The 18530-nt window shown below is 67.8% G+C and carries 20 protein-coding genes and 1 tRNA gene; 8 read left to right on the plus strand and 13 right to left on the minus strand.

Annotated features, from left to right (window positions below):
• The first annotated feature begins 101 nt into the window (after positions 1–101).
• From ectB to LTH96_RS10050, 4 genes are all read left to right on the plus strand, one after another.
• Complete coding sequence (gene ectB, locus LTH96_RS10035) at positions 102–1388, plus strand: diaminobutyrate--2-oxoglutarate transaminase (RefSeq protein WP_241465601.1); 1287 nt, start codon at positions 102–104, stop codon at positions 1386–1388.
• Between the two features lie 45 nt (positions 1389–1433).
• Entirely contained in the window at positions 1434–1832 is a 399-nt protein-coding gene (locus LTH96_RS10040) for an ectoine synthase (RefSeq protein WP_241465602.1), read from the plus strand.
• 296 nt (positions 1833–2128) lie between these two features.
• Entirely contained in the window at positions 2129–3277 is a 1149-nt protein-coding gene (locus LTH96_RS10045) for an ABC transporter ATP-binding protein (protein WP_241465603.1), read from the plus strand.
• Positions 3278–3385: 108 nt separating this feature from the next.
• Entirely contained in the window at positions 3386–3556 is a 171-nt protein-coding gene (locus LTH96_RS10050) for a hypothetical protein (RefSeq protein ID WP_241465604.1), read from the plus strand.
• A 250-nt stretch (positions 3557–3806) separates the two neighbouring features.
• Here the strand turns inward: LTH96_RS10050 and LTH96_RS10055 are convergent, their stop codons facing one another.
• Positions 3807–4193, minus strand: coding sequence for a PLD nuclease N-terminal domain-containing protein (locus LTH96_RS10055; protein ID WP_241465605.1), 387 nt, complete (start codon positions 4191–4193; stop codon positions 3807–3809).
• A gap of 200 nt (positions 4194–4393) precedes the next feature.
• Here LTH96_RS10055 and LTH96_RS10060 point away from each other — a divergent pair, with 200 nt between their 5' ends.
• The gene (locus LTH96_RS10060; protein ID WP_241465606.1) at positions 4394–6217 is read left to right on the plus strand and encodes an alpha/beta-hydrolase family protein; all 1824 of its coding nucleotides are present in this window, start codon (positions 4394–4396) and stop codon (positions 6215–6217) included.
• A gap of 30 nt (positions 6218–6247) precedes the next feature.
• Here the strand turns inward: LTH96_RS10060 and LTH96_RS10065 are convergent, their stop codons facing one another.
• The 8 genes from LTH96_RS10065 to LTH96_RS10100 form a co-directional block, all read right to left on the minus strand.
• Entirely contained in the window at positions 6248–7081 is an 834-nt protein-coding gene (locus LTH96_RS10065; protein ID WP_241465607.1) for a glycerophosphodiester phosphodiesterase, read from the minus strand.
• On the minus strand, positions 7082–8038 hold the full coding sequence (locus tag LTH96_RS10070; protein WP_241465608.1) for an HAD family hydrolase: 957 nt from the start codon (positions 8036–8038) through the stop codon (positions 7082–7084).
• A 4-nt stretch (positions 8039–8042) separates the two neighbouring features.
• Positions 8043–9029, minus strand: coding sequence for a carbohydrate kinase (locus tag LTH96_RS10075; protein ID WP_241465609.1), 987 nt, complete (start codon positions 9027–9029; stop codon positions 8043–8045).
• Between the two features lie 28 nt (positions 9030–9057).
• Positions 9058–10323 (minus strand): molybdopterin-synthase adenylyltransferase MoeB, encoded by a 1266-nt coding sequence (moeB, locus tag LTH96_RS10080; protein ID WP_241465610.1) that lies wholly within the window; start codon positions 10321–10323, stop codon positions 9058–9060.
• Between the two features lie 15 nt (positions 10324–10338).
• Positions 10339–11148: a thiazole synthase gene (locus tag LTH96_RS10085; protein ID WP_241465611.1), complete on the minus strand. Its 810-nt coding sequence runs from the start codon at positions 11146–11148 to the stop codon at positions 10339–10341.
• A 12-nt stretch (positions 11149–11160) separates the two neighbouring features.
• On the minus strand, positions 11161–11400 hold the full coding sequence (gene thiS / locus LTH96_RS10090) for a sulfur carrier protein ThiS (RefSeq protein ID WP_241465612.1): 240 nt from the start codon (positions 11398–11400) through the stop codon (positions 11161–11163).
• A 118-nt stretch (positions 11401–11518) separates the two neighbouring features.
• Positions 11519–12760, minus strand: coding sequence for a glycine oxidase ThiO (gene thiO, locus LTH96_RS10095; RefSeq protein ID WP_241465613.1), 1242 nt, complete (start codon positions 12758–12760; stop codon positions 11519–11521).
• A gap of 2 nt (positions 12761–12762) precedes the next feature.
• A tRNA-Gly gene (locus LTH96_RS10100) sits at positions 12763–12833 on the minus strand.
• A gap of 202 nt (positions 12834–13035) precedes the next feature.
• On the opposite strand from LTH96_RS10100, the gene LTH96_RS10105 reads away from it, so the two are divergent.
• The 3 genes from LTH96_RS10105 to thiE all read left to right on the plus strand — a co-directional run bounded on the left by LTH96_RS10105 (position 13036) and on the right by thiE (position 15252).
• Entirely contained in the window at positions 13036–13647 is a 612-nt protein-coding gene (locus tag LTH96_RS10105; protein WP_241465614.1) for a malonic semialdehyde reductase, read from the plus strand.
• A 158-nt stretch (positions 13648–13805) separates the two neighbouring features.
• Positions 13806–14360, plus strand: a complete 555-nt coding sequence (locus LTH96_RS10110; protein ID WP_241465615.1) for a type 1 glutamine amidotransferase domain-containing protein — start codon at positions 13806–13808, stop codon at positions 14358–14360.
• Positions 14361–14541: 181 nt separating this feature from the next.
• A complete protein-coding gene (gene thiE / locus LTH96_RS10115) occupies positions 14542–15252 on the plus strand; it encodes a thiamine phosphate synthase (protein WP_241465616.1) in 711 nt (236 codons plus the stop codon).
• On the opposite strand, the gene LTH96_RS10120 is transcribed toward thiE, so the two are convergent.
• The 4 genes from LTH96_RS10120 to LTH96_RS10135 are packed head-to-tail and all read right to left on the minus strand — an operon-like array spanning position 15149 to position 18527.
• The gene (locus LTH96_RS10120) at positions 15149–16045 is read right to left on the minus strand and encodes a LysR substrate-binding domain-containing protein (RefSeq protein WP_241465617.1); all 897 of its coding nucleotides are present in this window, start codon (positions 16043–16045) and stop codon (positions 15149–15151) included. The two genes, thiE and LTH96_RS10120, sit on opposite strands and share 104 nt — an antisense overlap.
• A gap of 9 nt (positions 16046–16054) precedes the next feature.
• Positions 16055–17053 (minus strand): DUF3445 domain-containing protein, encoded by a 999-nt coding sequence (locus LTH96_RS10125; RefSeq protein WP_241465618.1) that lies wholly within the window; start codon positions 17051–17053, stop codon positions 16055–16057.
• Positions 17050–17985 (minus strand): PDR/VanB family oxidoreductase, encoded by a 936-nt coding sequence (locus tag LTH96_RS10130; protein WP_241465619.1) that lies wholly within the window; start codon positions 17983–17985, stop codon positions 17050–17052. Before LTH96_RS10130 ends, LTH96_RS10125 begins: the two co-directional genes overlap by 4 nt.
• On the minus strand, positions 17982–18527 hold the full coding sequence (locus LTH96_RS10135) for a dimethylamine monooxygenase subunit DmmA family protein (RefSeq protein WP_241465620.1): 546 nt from the start codon (positions 18525–18527) through the stop codon (positions 17982–17984). The genes LTH96_RS10130 and LTH96_RS10135 overlap by 4 nt, the downstream gene beginning before the upstream one ends.
• Positions 18528–18530 lie beyond the last annotated feature (3 nt).

Genomic DNA, 18530 nt, shown 5'->3' on the forward strand with positions numbered 1-18530 from the left:
ATGAGTGCACCCGCTTCGCTGCGCAGCCCAAGCCGGCCACGCCGTCGCGCTGAGTGAATATCCACCCCGACTTCCCCGGAACGTAAGGACAGATGAGCACCATGCCTACAGATATCTTTGACACACGCGAATCCCAGGTCCGCAGCTACTGCATGAACTGGCCCGCCACCTTCGCCAAGGCCTCCGGCCCCTACCAGTGGACCGAGGACGGCACCCGCTACCTGGACTTCTTCTCCGGAGCCGGCGCCCTGAACTACGGGCACAACCACCCCGAGCTGCGCGATCTGATCGTGGACTACGTCGCCAACGACGGCGTCACCCACTCCATGGACATGAAGACCCCGGCCAAGCGCCGCTTCCTGGAGACCTTCGAACGGATCATCCTGGAACCGCGCAACATGGACTACAAGGTCATGTTCCCCGGCCCCACCGGCACCAACACGGTCGAGGCTGCGCTGAAGCTCGCCCGCAAGGTCACCGGCCGCCAGCACATCCTCTCCTTCACCAACGCCTTCCATGGAATGACCCTGGGTGCGCTCTCGGTGACCGGCAACTCGATGAAGCGCCGCGGTGCCGGCATCCCGCTGACGAACTCCTCGAAGATCCCCTATGACGACTACTTCGACGGCGACATGCCTGACTTCCTGTGGCTGGAGAAGATCCTCGAGGATTCCGGCTCCGGCGTGGACAAGCCCGCCGCGGTGATCGTTGAGACCGTCCAGGGCGAGGGCGGCCTAAACGCCGCCCGGATCGACTGGCTCAAGTCACTGGCCGATCTGCTGCGCCGGCACAAGATCCTGCTCATCGTCGATGACGTGCAGGCAGGCTGTGGACGCACCGGCCGCTTCTTCTCCTTCGAGGAAGCCGGCCTCTACCCGGACATCGTCTGCGTCTCCAAGTCGATCTCGGGCTACGGCCTGGCCATGGCGCTGACCCTGTTCAAGCCCGAGCTTGATGTCTGGGAGGGCGGCGAGCACAACGGCACCTTCCGCGGCAACAACCTCGCCTTCGTCACCGCCGCACGGGCACTCGAGCTCTTCTGGGCCGATGACACCTTCCAGAACCAGCTCGCGGAGCGCATCACCGAGCTCAACGAGGGACTCAAGCGGATCGCAGAACACGTTCCCGGCTCCTCGATCCGCGGCCGCGGATTCCTCACCGGCATCCACTTCCCGAACCCCGACACGGCCGGCAAGGTCGCTGCCGAGGCGTATAAGCGTAATCTGCTGGTGGAGACCTCCGGACCGCAGGACGAGGTCATCAAGCTGATGCCCGCGTTGAACATCGAGTCCGAAGATCTGCAGAAGGGCCTGGGCATCATCGAGGAGTCACTCCTCGCGGCCACCGGGAACCTCGGAGAGCCCTCCCGCCTGCGAGCACCCCGGTAGAACCCTTCGTCCCCGCAATAGAGCAGCCACTGATCGGAGATCTGCGTGTACACCTTGAACATCAACGCCCTCAACGGCACCGACCGTGACATCCAGCAGGAGAACTGGCGTTCCCGGCGCATGGTGCTGGCCAAGGAGAAGGTCGGCTTCTCGCTGCATGAGACCACCCTCTACGCCGGCACCACCAATGAGTTCTGGTATGCCAACCACGTGGAAGCCGTGTACTGCGTGGGCGGCAAGGGCACGTTGACCGATCTGGAGACCGGAGAGAAGTACACCATCACCGATGGCTTCCTCTACATGCTCGACGGCCAGGAGAAGCACCGCGTGGAGGTGGAGGAGGAGATCCGCGTGGTCTGCGTCTTCAACCCCCCGGTCACCGGCCGCGAGGTCCACGACGAGAACGGCGTCTACCCGCTGATCCTCGAGGACGACAACGCCTGATCTGCGCGACAGCTGACCTTCTGCTCAGCTCAGCCACAGCGCGCGACGGCGCCTGCTCACCTCCACCACGGATCACACCGTGCGCGAGGCGGGCGGGCGCCGTCGTCGTGTCTGGGGGTCGATATGCGGGGTCCGGCGGAGGTCCGCACTGCGAAGAGGCGGTCTTGGACTTCTGGCTGCCGCTGTGATGTGATGCACAGGAGATGTGGCCCATCACACGTGAGCCGCGTGTCACCACAATCACCTTCACAACGGATCGTCGGGCACGTACCTGCCCGTGAAAGGGACATATCACCATGGCTTCTGTGACCTATGCCTCCGCCAGCCGGATCTACACCCCCGGCGCGCGACCGGCCATCAATCAGCTTCAGCTCGAGATCGCCGACGGCGAGTTCCTGGTCCTGGTAGGACCCTCCGGCTGCGGCAAGTCCACTGCACTGCGAATGCTCGCCGGCCTCGAAGAGGTCAACGAGGGAGCCATCATGATCGGCGGCGAGGACGTCTCCCACGTCTCCCCGAAGGACCGCGACATCGCGATGGTCTTCCAGAACTACGCCCTCTACCCGCACATGTCCGTGGCCGAGAACATGGGCTTCGCGCTGAAGATCGCCGGCGTCTCCAAGGAGGAGCGGGCCGAGCGGGTCAAGAAGGCCGCCGAGATCCTGGACCTGGTCCCCTACCTGGAGCGCAAGCCCAAGGCGCTCTCGGGCGGTCAGCGTCAGCGTGTGGCCATGGGCCGCGCGATCGTGCGCTCTCCCAAGGTCTTCCTGATGGATGAGCCGCTCTCGAACCTGGACGCCAAGCTGCGTGTCCAGACCCGCACCCAGATCGCCGCGCTGACCCGCGAGCTGCAGACCACCACCGTCTACGTCACCCACGACCAGGTCGAGGCCATGACCATGGGCGACCGCGTCTGCGTGCTCAAGGACGGCGTGCTCCAGCAGGTCGACTCCCCGCGCAACCTCTACGACAACCCATCCAATGTCTTCGTCGCCGGCTTCATCGGGTCCCCCGCGATGAACCTGTTCCAGGTCAAGGTCCAGGGACAGGGCATCGTCGTGGGCCAGGACGTCATCCCGATCCCCGACGGCCACCTGGACAAGGCCCACGGCGACCAGGTCATCCTGGGCGTTCGGCCCGAGGACATGGAGCTCACCTCCGACGGGAGCGGTCTGCCGATGACCGTGGACCTGGTCGAGGAGCTCGGCGCCGACGCCTACATCTTCGGCACCCCCGACGGCATCAACACCTTCCAGCCCTTCATCGTCCGGGTCGACGGCCGCCGTCCTCCCATGCGCGGAGAGCGGGTCACGATCAAGCCGAACCCGAACCATGTACACCTGTTCGACATCGAGAACGGGCTGCGCCTCAACGGCTATGTCCCGGAGCACACCCCCCACGCCTCGCTCTCCGACGTGGAAGCACTGGCCGACGCCGAAGACTGACAGCCGCAGATATCACCCCAGGTCAAGACGGCTTACGTGTTGCCCTGACCCGGGCAGAGACCCCAGTACCCAGCAACTGCACAGGTAAAACCCCGTAAAGTGGGGGTCATGGCCAATAGAGCACTGTCTATTGTCATTTCCATTGTGCTGGTGCTGGTGTTCCTACGGATCGCCCTCTGGCTGTTTGGCGTCGTTCTGAACCTGTTCTTCAACATCGTTCTCGCGATCCTGGTGGTGGTGGGGATTCTCTTCATCATCAGGGCAGTGACCCGACGTTAGCGCAAGACAGTTCACGACCGACACAGACGAATCATCATCGAAAGGCAAGACACAACATGGGACGTATTCTTCCAATCAGCCTCACCGCCATCCTGCTCATCGTGATCATCGTCATCCTGGTGACGTGATCCGCTGAACCGAGCAACACCTGAGAGGGCGGGATCCGAGTATTCGGATCCCGCCCTCTTGCTGTGCACGGAGGACCTCGATCCCGATCGCGCCGAAGGCGCGCCTACCCCCGGCCTGGGAGTCAGTCAGCAGCGGCGTCGGCGTCGTCGCCCCGTCTCGATCCGCGCCGGTCTTCGTCCCGGCGGGCCTCTTCTCGGCGGGCCTCTTCTCGGCGCTGCGCCACCTCTTCGGGGGCATACTTCTCCACCATGCCCTTCTCCGGGCGGCCATGCTCACGGTGGTACCGCACGGTCTCCCAGATCAGGTAGAACGCAGGGCCGATGATCGGGATCATGAAGATCACCACACCCCAGATCGCGGCGCGCCTGCCGGGCTTGCCCGTGTCCTGGACCAGCACCATCAGCGCCGCCACCAGCAGCCCCACCGCGGTGACCGCGATGGCCCAGGCCCAGACGGGGTTGCTCTCGGTGAGCAGGCGTGCGGCGAGGACAGCGTTGGAGGGATTCACGTCCCCAGTCTAGAAGCCGCACCTGAGCGGGTCCTCATGCTGCGGGACCAGATCAGCGCTGATGTTCCACCGGGCTTCATCCCTGAGCCCTCCCGCAACCGACCCCCGCGCGCTTAGACTGCGCTCACAGAGTGACCTGGAAAGCCTGCAGAGCCCCTCCCTGGCCACCGAGTGGTGTCGTCAGCGCGGAGGTGATCGGCATGATGAGCCTCGCTGCACGTTGCGCCGGCTTCCTGCGGGCGCATCTGATCAACCTGGTCTGCGCCCTGGCGCTGGCGTCCCTCGCGCTGACCCCTTCACTGGTGCCCCGTCCGACGGTGTTCCAGGGAGTCATGGCGGGACTGTGGTTCATGGTCGGCTTCCAGCTCGGCTTCGCGGTGCGCCGTGGGGGGCGGGCTCTCGCACGGCGTTTCGGGAAGCAGCGTTTCGAGGACCTGCGGGTCGGTGACCAGCTTCCCGGCAGCCAGCCGACCAGGCGTGGGGTCGCAGCGTCGCACGCTCGTCGAGCTCCCAGACCTGGAGGCGCGCCTCCCGCTGCCGGCATGCAGCAGCGGTCACCGCGTCGCACCGTGCGCCTCACCGGTGCCCTCGTCGTGGCGCTTCTGGCCTATGTGGTCGGCTATGGGGCGCTCGTGGTGTCCTGGCAGAACGAGGTCCGCGAACTGGTGGAGATGGAACCGGTCGACGGGGCCGGTCACGTCGCCTTCGTGGCGAGCATGGTCGCCACGATGGGTCTGCTCCTCGGGATCGCCAGGGGGATCACCGCACTGCGGAGCGCGGTGGGACGGTGGGTGGTCCGCCGGAGCGGTTCCGAGCGACGGGGCCGCTGGGCGTCACGGGCCACGGGGGTGACTGCAGTGCTCGCCCTGATCCTCGGGCTGGTCGGCGGCGGGCTCGGCGTCGTCGGCCAGGTCTATCACGACCGGGACGCGGGCACGCTCGAGGGCAGCTCTCCCCCGGTTCTGCCTGGCCGCTCCGGTGGGCCCGGCTCGGCCGCAGAGTGGGACGGGCTGGGCCGACAGGGCCGAGCCTTCGCCGGCGGCGGCCCGAGCGCGGCGCAGATCGCGCAGGTCACCGGCGCTGAGGCAGAAGAGCCGGTGCGGGCCTACGCCGGGCTCTCGCAGGGGGAAGACCCGGCGGCCCGCGCGGCCCTGGTGGTGGAGGAGCTCGAACGCCACGGCGGGTTCGACCGTGAAGTGCTGCTCGTCGCTACGCCGACCGGCTCCGGCTGGCTCGAGCCGCAGGCCATAGCGTCCCTGGAACACCTCTATGCCGGAGACACCGCCACCGCCTCGATGCAGTATTCGGTGCAGCCCAGCTGGGTCCCCTTCCTGTTCGACCCGGATCTCCCGAAAGATTCGAGCCGGGTGCTCTTCGACGCGGTCCATGCTCGGTGGCAGGAGCTGCCAGAGGCGGACCGGCCCCGGCTGGTGGTCTACGGGCTGAGCCTGGGCGCGCTGGGAATGTCCGGCAGCTTCTTGAGCCTGGAGGATCTGTTGGCGCGCACCGACGCCGCCCTGTTCACCGGACCGCCGGCGACCTCCGAACCGTGGCGCACCCTGCAGGCGAACCGGGATCCGGGCAGTCCCATCTGGCGGCCGGTCTACCGGGACGGTGAGCAGGTGCGCTGGCAGTCCAAGCCCGGCGACTTCGCCGCACTCGGGGGATCCTGGCGGCAGCCTCGCCTGGGCTACCTCCAGCACGCCACGGATCCGATCACCTGGCTCGACCCTGCCGTGATAGTCCGGTCCCCCGAGTGGCTGCAGGGACCTGCGGCCTCGGGCGGACGGGGTGCTGATGTCAGCGACTCGATGCGCTGGATCCCCGGAGTCACGTTCCTGCACCTGGTGGCAGACATGCTGGTCAGCGAGGCGGTCCCGCCGAGCCACGGCCACAACTTCGGAGACGTCGCGGTGGACGGCTGGGCGCAGGTGCTGCCCGGTCATGGACGCAGCCAGGAGCAGCTGGACGCGATCCAGTCCGTCATCGAGCAGATCGACACCCACGACCCGACCTGGGAGTGAACTGTGGGGTGACGTCTTCTTCGGACCAGGTCAGCGCTGCGGCCAGACGGAGCGTTCGCGCATGACCTCGGCGAGCGCCTCGGCGTCGTCGGTCATCAGACCGTCCACGCCCATGTCCAGGAGCTCATGCATCTGCGCGGGGTCATCGACGACCCAGACGTGGACCTGCAGGCCCGCCTGGTGGCAGCGCTGCACGAAGCGCGGGGTCACCACGCGCAGCCGGCCCTGGGAGACCGGGACCTGCACGCAGTCGATCTCGGCGATGCGCCCGCCCAGCCGGCCCATCAGTCCGAGCGGTCCCATGAGCACGATCAGCGCGGTGGCGGCCCAGCCGCCTGAGGCGGCGACCGGCCGGGTCAGCCGACGTCGAACACTGTGCCGGCGGGCGTCGTTGAAGCTCGCGGAGAGCACCCGGTCGTGGGCCTGGTGTAAGTCCACCAGCCGGGCGAACTCGGTCACCGCGGCGGAGTCCTTGAGGTCGACGTTGAGGTGGACGTCATCCCAGGCGTCCAGCAGCTCCTCGAAGCGCACCAGTGGTTCGGTGAAGTCCTCGCCGGCGCCCACCCGCAGCTCGGCGAGTTCAGCCCAGGTCTTCTCGCCCAGCGGGCCGCTGCCGGTGGTGACGCGGTCCAGCTCCTCGTCGTGGAAGACCACCAGGGTGCCGTCGGCGGCGGTGCGCACGTCGATCTCCAGGTATCGGTACCCCAGCTCCACCGCATGGCGGAAGGCGCCCATGGTGTTCTCACGGCGCGGATCAGCGCCGCGGTGGGCGAAGGCCAGCGGCCGGTGGTGCAGCGGCCCGGGCCGGGAGTTCAGCAGGTACGCCACGTCCCGATAGGCGTGCCTGCGGTAGGGCTTGGGCATCTAGAGCTCTCCGGCGAGCAGCTTCTCGATCACCTGCGCGACGCCGTCCTCGTCACAGGATGCTGCGGTGTGGTTCGCGGCGGAGCGGGCCTCCGGGTGGGCCGAGCCGACGGCCCAGGAGGTGCCGGCCCAGCGGAGCATCTCGATGTCATTGGGCATGTCCCCGAAGGCGACGACGCGTTCCCGGTCGATCTGATGGGAGGCGGCGTAGCGGGCGAGGCCGGCGGCCTTGTTCACGCCGCGGGCGGAGAGCTCCAGCAGGCTGACCCCGGGGGCTGAGTGGGTGACGGTGAGCAGGTTCCCGACCTTCTCCTGGACCCGGCCGAGGAACTCATCCGGGGCCATGGTGTTGGTCTTGCATAGCAGCTTGACCACCCGATCGGTCACGTGGGCGCTGGTGACGTCGCTTCCCGGGGTCCGGGCCGCGTGGGTGAGCCCATCGCGCTCCAGGGTCTCGTCCAGCGGCCCGAGCCGCAGGTCTTCCTCGGTGACGCCGGCGGCGCGGCGGCGGTCCTCTTCGAAGAACAGCGAACCGGCGATGAAGGGCTCCTCCATGTGCACGTGCTGGAGGGTCTCCGCGGCGAAGGAGGCCCGCGGATCGATCTGGCTGATCATATCCTTTACGCTGAACAGCGCCTCGGCGTTCAGGGCGGCCTCGTGGATGAGCCGGTCGCCGGCGAGATCGTAGATGACTGCGCCGTTGGAGGCGATCACGGTGCCCAGTGCGCCGAGGGTCTCGCTGATGTGTTTGAGCCAGCGCACCGGGCGTCCGGTGACGAGCACGACCCGGACACCTGCCGACTGGGCGGCTTGGAACGCCTCGACCGTGCGCGCGGAGACCGTGCCGGACTGGGTGTGGGTGTAGCTGAGGATGGTCCCGTCGATGTCGCTGGCGATCAGGTGCACCGGCCCACCGGTGAGCGTCGGAACGGAGGCGGGGAAGGAGAGCTCGGTCATCTGATCAGCTCTTGAGAGCCTGGGTGAGCTCATCCGCAGTGGGAGGCTGGGCGCCGAAGCGGGAGGAGTTGATCGCCGCGGCCCGGGCGGCGGTGCGCAGCACGGTGGCGAGCTGGTCGGTGCTGATCTCGCGCAGCGCTGCCCGCCGGGAGGCACCGAGCAGGTTCATCCCGCGCAGCGTGGAAAGCGTGGCGGCCATGAAGGAGTCTCCGGCGCCGACCGTGTCAGCGACCTCGATGGAGAAGGCCTCCTGCTCGGCGAAGCCTGCGCGGGTCAGCCCCATCGCCCCGGACGGTCCTCGGGTGACGATGACCAGGGCGGGACCCAGTTGCAGCCAGGCCTCCATGGTCTCGCGGTGGCTGCGCTCGGGGTAGAGCAGATCCAGATCGTCGGTGGAGGCCTGGATGACGTCGGCGCGGGCGATGAACTCCTCGGCCTGCAGGCGGGCTTCCTCGCGGTTGGGCACCAGAGTGGGGCGGTAGTTCGGGTCATAGGAGATGGTCGCGACCCCCCGCGCCCGGTCCAGCACCCCCTTGACCGTCTCGGCGCCGGGCTGGAGCATGGCCCCGATCGAACCGGCGTGGAGGTGCTCCAGCGGGCCGGTGTCGTCGCCGTTCTGGGCGGCGGGCTTGGTCTCCCGGGCCAGGGCACAGAACTTCTCTTCCAGCTCGTCAGCGCTGGGAAGCGTCCAGTCCAGGGTGAATTCGTAGCTGGCCTGTCCGGTGGGGTCCAGGGTGGCGCGCGCCACGGAAGTCGGGGAGGCGTCGGCCTCCAGCAGGGCGGTGATGCCCTGGGCGCGCAGACTGCGCGCGATCATCCGTCCATAGTCGTCGTCTCCGCGGCGACCGGCGAAGACCACGTCGTGCTCAAGCCGGGCCAGTCCCACCGCGACATTGAACGGCGAACCTCCGACGTGCGCTTTGGGGGCAGATGTCTCCGAATGGACGACATCTACCAGGCATTCTCCGATGACCGCCAGGTATGCACTCACACTACTAAACTACCGCACCCAGGAAAGCTCAGAGCTGTTTGTAAAGCTCATAGCCTCCGATGAGGTTGCGCAGCTCCGCCTCCGGGTGGCGCTGGCGCAGGACTTCAAGGGCCTGGCGGGAGCGGACCCCTATCTTGCAATAGAGCACCACCGGCTTTCCGGTGACGTCATCGAGACCGGAGACCCCGGCGTCGTCGTGCCAGAGATCCCCCAGCGGGATGTTCACCGCGCCTTCGATGGTGCCCATCTGGTGCTCCCACGGCTCCCGGACATCGACGATGCCGCCGATCGCTCCGGCCTCCAGGAGCTCACGCAACTGTTTGGGGGTCAGCTCATCGTCGAGCTTGGGGTCCCCGGTGAAGGGATTGAAGTCGAGATCGTCGACGGCGGCCGGCTCGGCTGCCGGTTCCGGTTCAGACTGCCCGGTGGCGGACTCGGTCGCGGGCTCGGTCGCGGGCGCCGAAGCGTTCGGGGCGGCCGCCGCGGCGGGGGCGTCGGCGCTGAACCCGCCCAGTCCGGCGACATCGGCGCCGATGCTGGTCACCGGCACCCGCTCGGGATCGGGGTGCAGGCCTATCTCGCGGAAGCTGGCGTTGAGCGCGTCATAGATCAGCACCCGTCCCAACAGGGTCTCACCGATGCCGGTGAGGAACTTGATGGTCTCGGTGGCCATGATGGATCCGATCACCCCGGGCAGCACCCCGAGCACCCCGGCCTGGGCGCAGGTGGGGACCTCGCCGGCGTCGGGAGCCTCGGGGTAGAGGTCGCGGTAGGCGGGTCCGTGGCCAGCCCAGAAGAGGCTGACCTGTCCGGCGAAGCGCAGGATCGACCCGGAGACCATCGGCTTGTCGGCGATCTCGCAGGCGTCGGCGACCACGTAGCGGGTGGCGAAGTTGTCCGAGCCGTCCACCACGATGTCCGCCTCGGCGATCAGCTCCAGCGCGTTGGCGGCGGTGATCGGTGCGCGGTGTTCGTGGATGACCACCTCGGGGTGCAGCCCGCGCATCACCGCGGCGGCGGAGGCAGTCTTGGGCTCCCCGATGCTGGACTCGGAGTGGATCACCTGGCGGTGCAGGTTCGAGCGGTCCACCACATCGTGATCGATCACATCGATGGTGCCCACCCCGGCGGCGGCCAGGTAGGTCAGGATCGGTGCGCCCAGCCCGCCGGCGCCGATGACCACCACACGGGAGTTCAGCAGCTTCGCCTGAGCCTCGATGCCGAAGCCGTCCAGGGAGAAGTGCCGCTGGAACCGCTCCATCTGGGAGCGGGAGAACTGGGAAAGATCATTCATCGTGGGGCAGGTTCCTCAGGTGAGTTCGTCGATGGGGGAGATCCGGCCGTCAAAAGCGGAGGAGGCCTGGGCATGTTCGCGCCGCGGGATCCTCCCCGCCCGGGCGGAGAGGTAGCCGGCGTGCACGGCCATTCGCATCGCGGTGGCCATCTCGGTGGGGCGCTGGGCGCGGGTCACCGCGGAGGCGACCAGCACGGCGTCGCAGCCGAGCTCCATGGCCAGTGCGGCTTCGGAGGCGCTGCCGATGCCGGCGTCGAGGACCACCGGGATGCCGGCCCGGGAGGTGATGAGTTCGATGTTGTGCCGGTTCAAGATGCCCAGCCCGGTGCCGATGGGCGCACCCAGCGGCATGACCGCGGCCGCGCCGGCCTGTTCCAGGCGCAGTGCGACGGCGGGGTCGTCGGAGGTGTAGACCATCGGGATGAATCCGCGGTCGGCGAGCTGCTCGGTGGCCTCGAGGGTCTCGATGACGTCCGGGAGCAGGGTGTGTTCATCGGCGATGACCTCGACCTTGATCAGGTTGGTCTCGAGCGCCTCGCGGGCCAGCTCGGCGGTGAGCACCGTGTCCTTGACCGTGTAGCAGCCTGCCGTGTTGGGCAGGATGTCGATCCCGAGCCGCTCCAGCATCGAGAACACCGAGGTCTTGGTCTCGGGGCTGTACCGGCGCATGGCCACGGTGGTCAGCGTGGTGCCCGAGGCCAGCAGGGCGCGTTCGAGCGCGTCGAGGTCGGTGATGCCGCCGGTGCCCATGATCAGGCGGTTGGTCAGCGTGTAGTCACCGACTTCGAGGGCGGGAAGGTCTGCTGCGCGCAGTGGTGAGTTCATAGGGCTCTCTTCTCAGCCGCCTTGGACTGCGGTGACGATCTCGATGTCTTCGCCACCGGTCAGGGTGGTCGCGGACCAGCGGCTGCGCGGGACGACGGCGGCGTCGAGGGCGACGGCGACGCCGAGTCTTCCGCCGTCGGCGGGGGTGCCGTCGGGGTTGAGGCTGCGCCCGGTGGTCTGCGCGACGGCGTCCACCACGGTGGCGTCCTCAGGCAGCGTCACGGGTGCTTCATTGATGCGGACGGTGAGCATGGTTCTCCACGTCATCAGGTGCGGGTGGTCTTGGCACAACACGGCACGGGCCGGGTGTGTTCCTGGTCCGATCCAGGACTCGGGCCCGCGCGGCGCGGGCCGTGACCAGTCTAGTGAGTCAGTCTCGGTGCCGGGTCAGCCGCATGCGGCTAAGCAGCTGCTGATCTTCTGCGCTGAGCTCGGGTGTGGGGTCCGACCATGCAGATCCCAACAGTGCAGGTTTCACCAGTGCGGCGCCGAGCCGGGCGGCCAGCGGGGCCAGCAGGATGCCGTGGCGGGAGTAGCCGGTGGAGACCACCAGTCCGGGGCGCAGCTCCCCGAGGAAGGGCCGCTCGTCGGGAGTGCCGGGGCGGGCCCGGGTGGTGATCTCGGTGAGCTCCATGTCCTTGACCCCGGGCAGCACGGCGACGGCGTCGGTGAGCAGCTCCTGGACGGAGCCGGCGTGGGTGCCGGCCAGGCTGTCTTCGCGGGAGGAGGCTCCGATCACCAGTCCCCCGTCGGCGCGCGGGACCAGGTAGACCGAGCGGCCGTTGACCTTGGCCCGGACGGTGGCATCGAGGACGTGGGATTCCCCGCGCATGAGCTGAGCCGGGTTGACCTGCAGGCGCAGCACATCGCCGTGGATCGGGCGCAGTTCCAGCGGGCAGGTCTCCGGCAGTCCTGCGATCTCGGAGTAGCCGAGTCCGGGCACCAGCAGCACCGAGTGGAACGGGTGCGCCGCGCCGTCGTCGGTGGTGAGGATGAACCGTTGACCGGGTGCCTCTTGCTCGTCGGGCGCCTCTTCGACGGAAGTGACCGTGGCGGTGTGCCAGCGGGCGGGAGCTCCGGCTCCGGGGAACTGACGCGGGTCCAGGTCTGCCTCCAGCGCGGCCCGGGTGGCGGCGACGAGTTGGCGCGGGTCGATCTGATGATCGCTGGGGACGTCCCAGCCCTTGGAGAGTCCGGGGGCGAGGCCCGGCTCACGACGTCGCAGGGTGGAGCTGGTCAGCGCGCTGACCTCCATGCCGTGCTCACGCTGGAGAACAGCCAGCTCCGCGACGGCGTCGCGGTCGGAGCGGTCGGCGGCGATGAGCAGCGTGCCGTTCTCGCGGTACCCGGTGGGCACCGAGGTGGCGCGGGAGAGCGTGGAGAGGAACTGCGGGTACTCGGACCGGGAGGCGGTCATGATCGGCCAGAGATCATCCTGGCCGTATTGGACCTCGCTGATCGGGGCGAGCATTCCGGCGGCGGCGTAGGAGGCGTCCTGGGCGATGCTCGGGGCGATGACGGTGACGTCATGGCCGGTCAGACGCAGCTGCCAGGCGGTCAACAGCCCGATCACGCCGGCGCCGATGACTGCGGTGTTCGCCCTGGTGTTCACAGAGCGGGCGACGGGAATCGAACCCGCGTCGTCTGCTTGGGAAGCAGAAGCTTTGCCATTAAGCTACGCCCGCATTCTGGCCTGGTGAAGCCAGGCTTCGAGATTACCAGGTGCACCGGGGTCACGCGCGCCGCCCCCGAGCCACACCCGTTGCTCAGATGAGGAAGAGGCGGGATGGAGCGGCGGAGGGAAGAACCTCTAAGCCTTCGGCGTTGGTGTTGATAGTGCCGCAACCGGCATCTTCAAGCGCACACCGACGAGCACGAGGAGCCCCCATGCCCACGGCGACTGCAGCAGTGGACCGCGAGACCATGCATCAACTCTTCGAAGGCCGCCACACCACGAACCTCTTCTCCGAGGGCGCGGTCGACCTGGCGCTGATCCACCAGGCCTACGAGGACGCCCGCTGGGCTCCGACCTCCATGAACTGCCAGCCGATGCGCCTGACCGTGCTGAACCCCGGGGAACGGCGCGACGCCGTCGTCGAGCATTTCAAGGGGGACAACGGCAAGAAGACCTCCGCGGCACCGATGACCGTGGTCCTCGCCTATGACCCGAACTGGCATGAGCACATGCCCACGCTCTATCCCCAGGTGGAGGGGCTGCGGGAGAAGTTCGCCGAGCGAGTCGAGTTCCGCGAGAAGATGGGGCGCGACAACGCGTTCCTGCAGGCCGGGTATTTCATCGTGGCGCTGCGCGCGCACGGCCTCGACGTCGGACCGATGGCCGGACTCGACGCACCTGGGGTCGACGCCGAAGTCCACGCGGAGACCGGCTGGAAGACCCTGATGGTGCTGAACGTGGGCCACGGCCCCAGCACCGACGACGACGCCCAGTACCCGCGCGGAGAGCGCTTCGACTTCGCCCAGATCTCCCAGGTCCTCTGACCTTCGTCCCGCGGGCGCCCCGGGTCTCGCGAGCACCTCCGATCTTCAGCTCGCGTGCAGGAGGTGCGATGGCACCGACCAGCGCCACCGGCTAGATTCGACAGGCGCAGAAGGCCCTCACGGGCCTGACATGACCACCGATACCAAGGAGCATCACCATGGCCGAGAACTCACTACAGATCACCGGCAAGACCATCGCGCTGCTGGTCACCGACGGCGTCGAGCTGCCCGAGCTCACCGAGCCGATCGCCGCCATCAAGGCTGCCGGCGGGACCGCGAAGATCGTCTCCCCCAACGAGAAGTCCCTCCAGGCGATGGAGGGCGACTGGAACCACTCCGATCACTTCGACGTCGACGTCCAGCTCGGCTCCGCCTCGGCCGGGGACTACGACGGGCTGATCCTGCCCGGCGGCACCCTGAACGCTGACAGCCTGCGGATCGACGATGCTGCCAAGAAGTTCGTCTCCGCATTCTTCGCTGCCGAGAAGCCGGTGGCCGCGATCTGCCACGGCCCCTGGATCCTCACCGAGATCGATCAGGTCAAGGGCCGTCGAGTCACGAGCTTCCCGTCCCTGAAGACAGACCTGACGAACTCGGGCGCCGAATGGGTGGACGAGTCCGCCGTCGTCAGCGATGGCTTGGTCACGTCCCGGACCCCCGATGATCTGGATGACTTCAACCACGCGTTCCTGACGCTGGTCGCGAAGGGCTGAACAGGCCACGCCGGCCGAAAGGCTGACGGCTGACGAGCATTGCGGCCAGGACCAGAGATGGGTCCTGGCCGCTTCTGTCTGCGCTGGCGCTCCGCGGAGGCCGGAGCCATGTCGTTCACCAATCCCAAGGCCACAGCCCCAGGGGGTGCCCTAATGTGGAGATATGGATGAGACTGAGACCATGGCACACACCCCACACCCCTCCCACCTGGGCCATCTGCGCCGGGATCGCCTGGTCTCGGCCAGGCTCTACGTCTGCACCGACCTCCAGCGATTCATCACCCGGCCCGAGGCGGGGCCGGTGGATGAGCTGGACTTCGACGCGCTGTACGACTTCTTCGTCGCGGCCTACACCGGAGGTGTGGACATCATCCAGATCCGGGACAAGGGTGTCGCGGTGCAGACGGAGATCGCCGCGCTGACCCTGCTGCGCCAGGTCGCCAATGAGCACGGCGGACTCTCGGCCGCGAACGATCGGGCCGACGTCGCGGCGATCACCGGGGTCGACGTCTTCCACGTCGGCCAGGACGACCTGACCACTGAAGAGGCCCGGATGATCTTGGGCGACGACGTCGTCATCGGCCGGTCCTGCCAGACCTGGGAGCAGGTGCGTGAAGCTGACTCCGACATCGGCCTGGACTACTACTGCACCGGTCCGATCTGGGAGACCCCGACCAAACCGGACCGCGCCGCTGTCGGACTGGAGCTGGCGGCACAGGCGGCGAGCCTGGAGAGCTCGAAGGTCTTCTTCGCCATCGGCGGGATCAATGAGGCCAACATCGGCGAGGTCACCGCGGCCGGCGCCGACCGCGTGGTGGTTGTCCGCGCCGTGACCCAGGCTTCGGACCCGGCCGCGAGCGCCCGGGCGCTGCGCGAGCAGCTGCCCGCTTAGGGGTCGACTTCGACCTCGGGTCAGACTTCGCCTCAGGCTTCGAGCCAGAGTTCGACCCGGACTTCGCCTCGACGCCGGTGCTGATCTCGCTGCGGCCGCTGCCGGGCTTCCGGCCGCGCGCCACTCCGATGAACTCCTGGATCACCGGGCCGTCGGCTTCGCGGAGCCAGGCCAGGCCCACGTCATAACCTGGGAGGCCCTCGACCTCGCGGATGACGATGTCTCGGCGGGCGAGCATCCGTGCCACCGAGTTCGGAAGGATCACCAGTCCGGCACCCGAGGCGACGACCTCCAAGGCCATCCGCTCCCCCGCGGCGAGATCGACGCCCAGCTTGGGCGTGTGGATGTCATCTGCGGCGAGCTGCTCCGGATCTGCCGGCTGATGCTCCTCCGGTTCTTCTGACTCCGGCGCTGACTGCTCTGAAGTGGACGGGTCTGGAGCTGACGTGTCTGAACCGGGCTCGGGGAGCATCTCGGCCGGGTCGAAGAACGGCTCTGCGGCGATCTCATCCCAGGTCACCGAGGTCTCGGCGGCGGCCACCCAGTGATCGCGGGAGGCGCAGACCACCGGGGCCTCGCGGTAGAGCCAGACCCGGTGCAGGTCATCCCCGGTGGGGGCTTGCGCGTCCTCGGGGAACCGGATGTATCCGACGTCGACCGTGCCGGCGCGCAGTCGCTCCAACTGACCCGCCTCGTCGAAGCGGTCCACGCTCAGTGCGAAGTCGGGGTACCGCTCACGCCAGCGCGTCACCCATTTGTCCGGCGTCGCGCCCGGTATGGCTCCCAGTCTCATCGGGTCAGTCTACGGAGCCTCGGACTTTCGGGCCGCCAGCCAGTCCACCGCGCGATCGCGGTAGGCGAGGAAGCCCTTGTAGTCGGCCATGTCCTCAGGGAGCTCGGCGAGAACTGCCGCCAGCCTGTCCCGCCAGGGCTCCACCTCCGCGACCGCCTCCAGGGGGAGCAGGTAGGTGCGGATCAAGAACATGACACACCCGGATTCGGGGAGCCGCACCAGATGCTGAACCTCCACCCGCAGGTGCACCTCGGCGCCGAAGGTCGCGTCGTCGACGCTGAGCACCCTTCCTCTCTCAGGCCCCCAGTCGGGATACGTCTCGGTGGACAGATCCAGGCGCCGCCCTACGGAGAGCGACCAGTTGGTCCGGCGATAGGGGGCGTCCGGCTGCAGACGCATGAGGAACTTCTGGGCTCGGGCGATGACCCCGGTGTCGTGGACCCGCGGCACCGGCCCGTGGATCTCGATGAAGCTCATCCCCAGGTCGAAGCCGAAGGACCAGTTCGACGCGAAGGAGACCAGTCCCGCATCCACGAAGAGCTGACCCTCGCGCTGGTCCAACAGGACGATGTCCTCCTGCACCTGGTCGCCGATGAATGCCAGCGGCTCCTGCGGCAGCGTGCTGGGGTCCCCGTAGACGAACCGCTGTTCGATGCCCCTGCGCCGGTTGGTCCACAGGAACGTCCCGGCTTCACGGTCCAGACGCATCGTGTCCGGGTAGGCGAGGGTCAGCTCCTGCATCAGGGTCAGCATGGCGTCCCACGCGGCGGGACGCATATGCGGCAGCACCTGCATCCGCGAGGGGTCGCTGCTGAGAATGGCCCTTCGCTCAGCGAGCTCGGCGGCGTATCCACTGTCGATGTGCACCACGGCGTCTCCCCATCGGCCTGCCGGCGTCTGCACCGACTGACGCGCTGGTTCCAGGTTGGTGGAGTATCGGTACGTGTCACCGGCAAAAGGGAAGGGAAAAGTGCGGACCAGATCCCTGGCGACCGTATCAGCGCTCACAGCGGCACTTCGAGACGGTCAGATGCGGCTCGGGAGACGCAGCACATCAGCGAATCGTTGGCGGCCCGCTCCTCGTCCTCCAGGTATTGGTCGCGGTGCAGCGGGATCCCAGCGGTGACGTCGATCCGGCATTCCCCGCAGAATCCCTGCCGACAGAGGTTCGGTACCGCGAGTCCCTGGTCTTCGAGCTCCTCCAAGAGGCTCCGACCCGGAGCCACCGTGATGACCTTCTGCGAGACGCTGAGGGCGACGTCGAAAGACTTCCCCGGGTCCAGCACGTCAGCACCGAAGCGTTCGGTGTGCACCCGCTCGAGCGGCCAGCCTCGTCGTGCTGCCACCTCGCGGACCGCGTCCATGAAGGTCGCCGGCCCGCAGCAATACAGATGGGTTCCGAGGGGCTGGCGCTGCAGGCACAGTTCAAGATCGGCGCGGAACTGGACGCGGTCGGTGAAGCTGCGCAGTGACCCAGGAGCGAGGTTGCGCAGCTCCTCCAGGTGGACCCCGTGACCGGGTCGATGCATGTAGCGGACCTCCACCGCGTGGCCCCAGCGGACGGCCGCCCGCAGATGCGAGAGGATCGGGGTGACTCCGATGCCCGCGGCGACCAGCAGGTGCTTGCTGGCCTTCTGCATCGGGGGGAACAGCGAACGCGGCGGTCGGGCGAGGACCGTGTCTCCCGGGCGGCGCTCATGCAGCCACCTCGAGCCTCCCTCGGCAGACCCGGTGCGGAGCACCGAGATCGTGTAGGCGTCCGGCATCTGGGAGTCCCCGTGCAGGGAATAGGCGTTGACCGAGGGTCCACATTCAAGGATCAGGTGGCTGCCCGGGGTGAATGACGGAAGCCAGCCACGATCTGGACGCGCCAGCGTGAGCGTGCGCACCTCTGGGGAGGCGTCCACCACGTCGGTGACCTCCAGGGCAAAGGTGCTCATGCCGGCTCTCTCCTCGCCTCGAGCCGCTGTTCCGCGTCGTGCTTGGAGCCGAGGAGGCTGCCTCTCAGAGGCGAGAGATGATGATGGACGACCAGGGTCTCCGAGCAGCCATGACAGGCGATGAGCTGGGCCGGCCGCGCCGTGGTGAGCGTCGTCGCCGCACAGTGGGCGCAGCTGACTTCAATGCGATCCACGTCTGTGGTGCTCACGATGATCTCCGCTCCGAGCAGTCCTGCCTCCAACGCCAGGGAGCGGGCGCGCAGGACGTCCGCCAGCGGTCCCACGATCATCAACCTCCACCCGACGACGGCGCGCTGAAGCTCCTCACCCATGATGAGCTGCTCCTGGGCGCTGTCTCCCGTTGCCAGCTCGACGATGCGGTGTTCTATGCCGAGGTCGGTGAGTTCGCTGCTCCACCCTGCGGCGAGCGACGACGACCCGTAGGTGAGGATCGTGCATGAGGCGGCTGCCGGGTCCACTGGCTGCGCGGCAGGCGCACGCGCCCACGCGGGAATGCTCGTATGGTCCAGGACCGACGCCATCTG

The organism is Nesterenkonia sp. LB17, assembly GCF_022565915.1.
Classification (GTDB): domain Bacteria; phylum Actinomycetota; class Actinomycetes; order Actinomycetales; family Micrococcaceae; genus Nesterenkonia.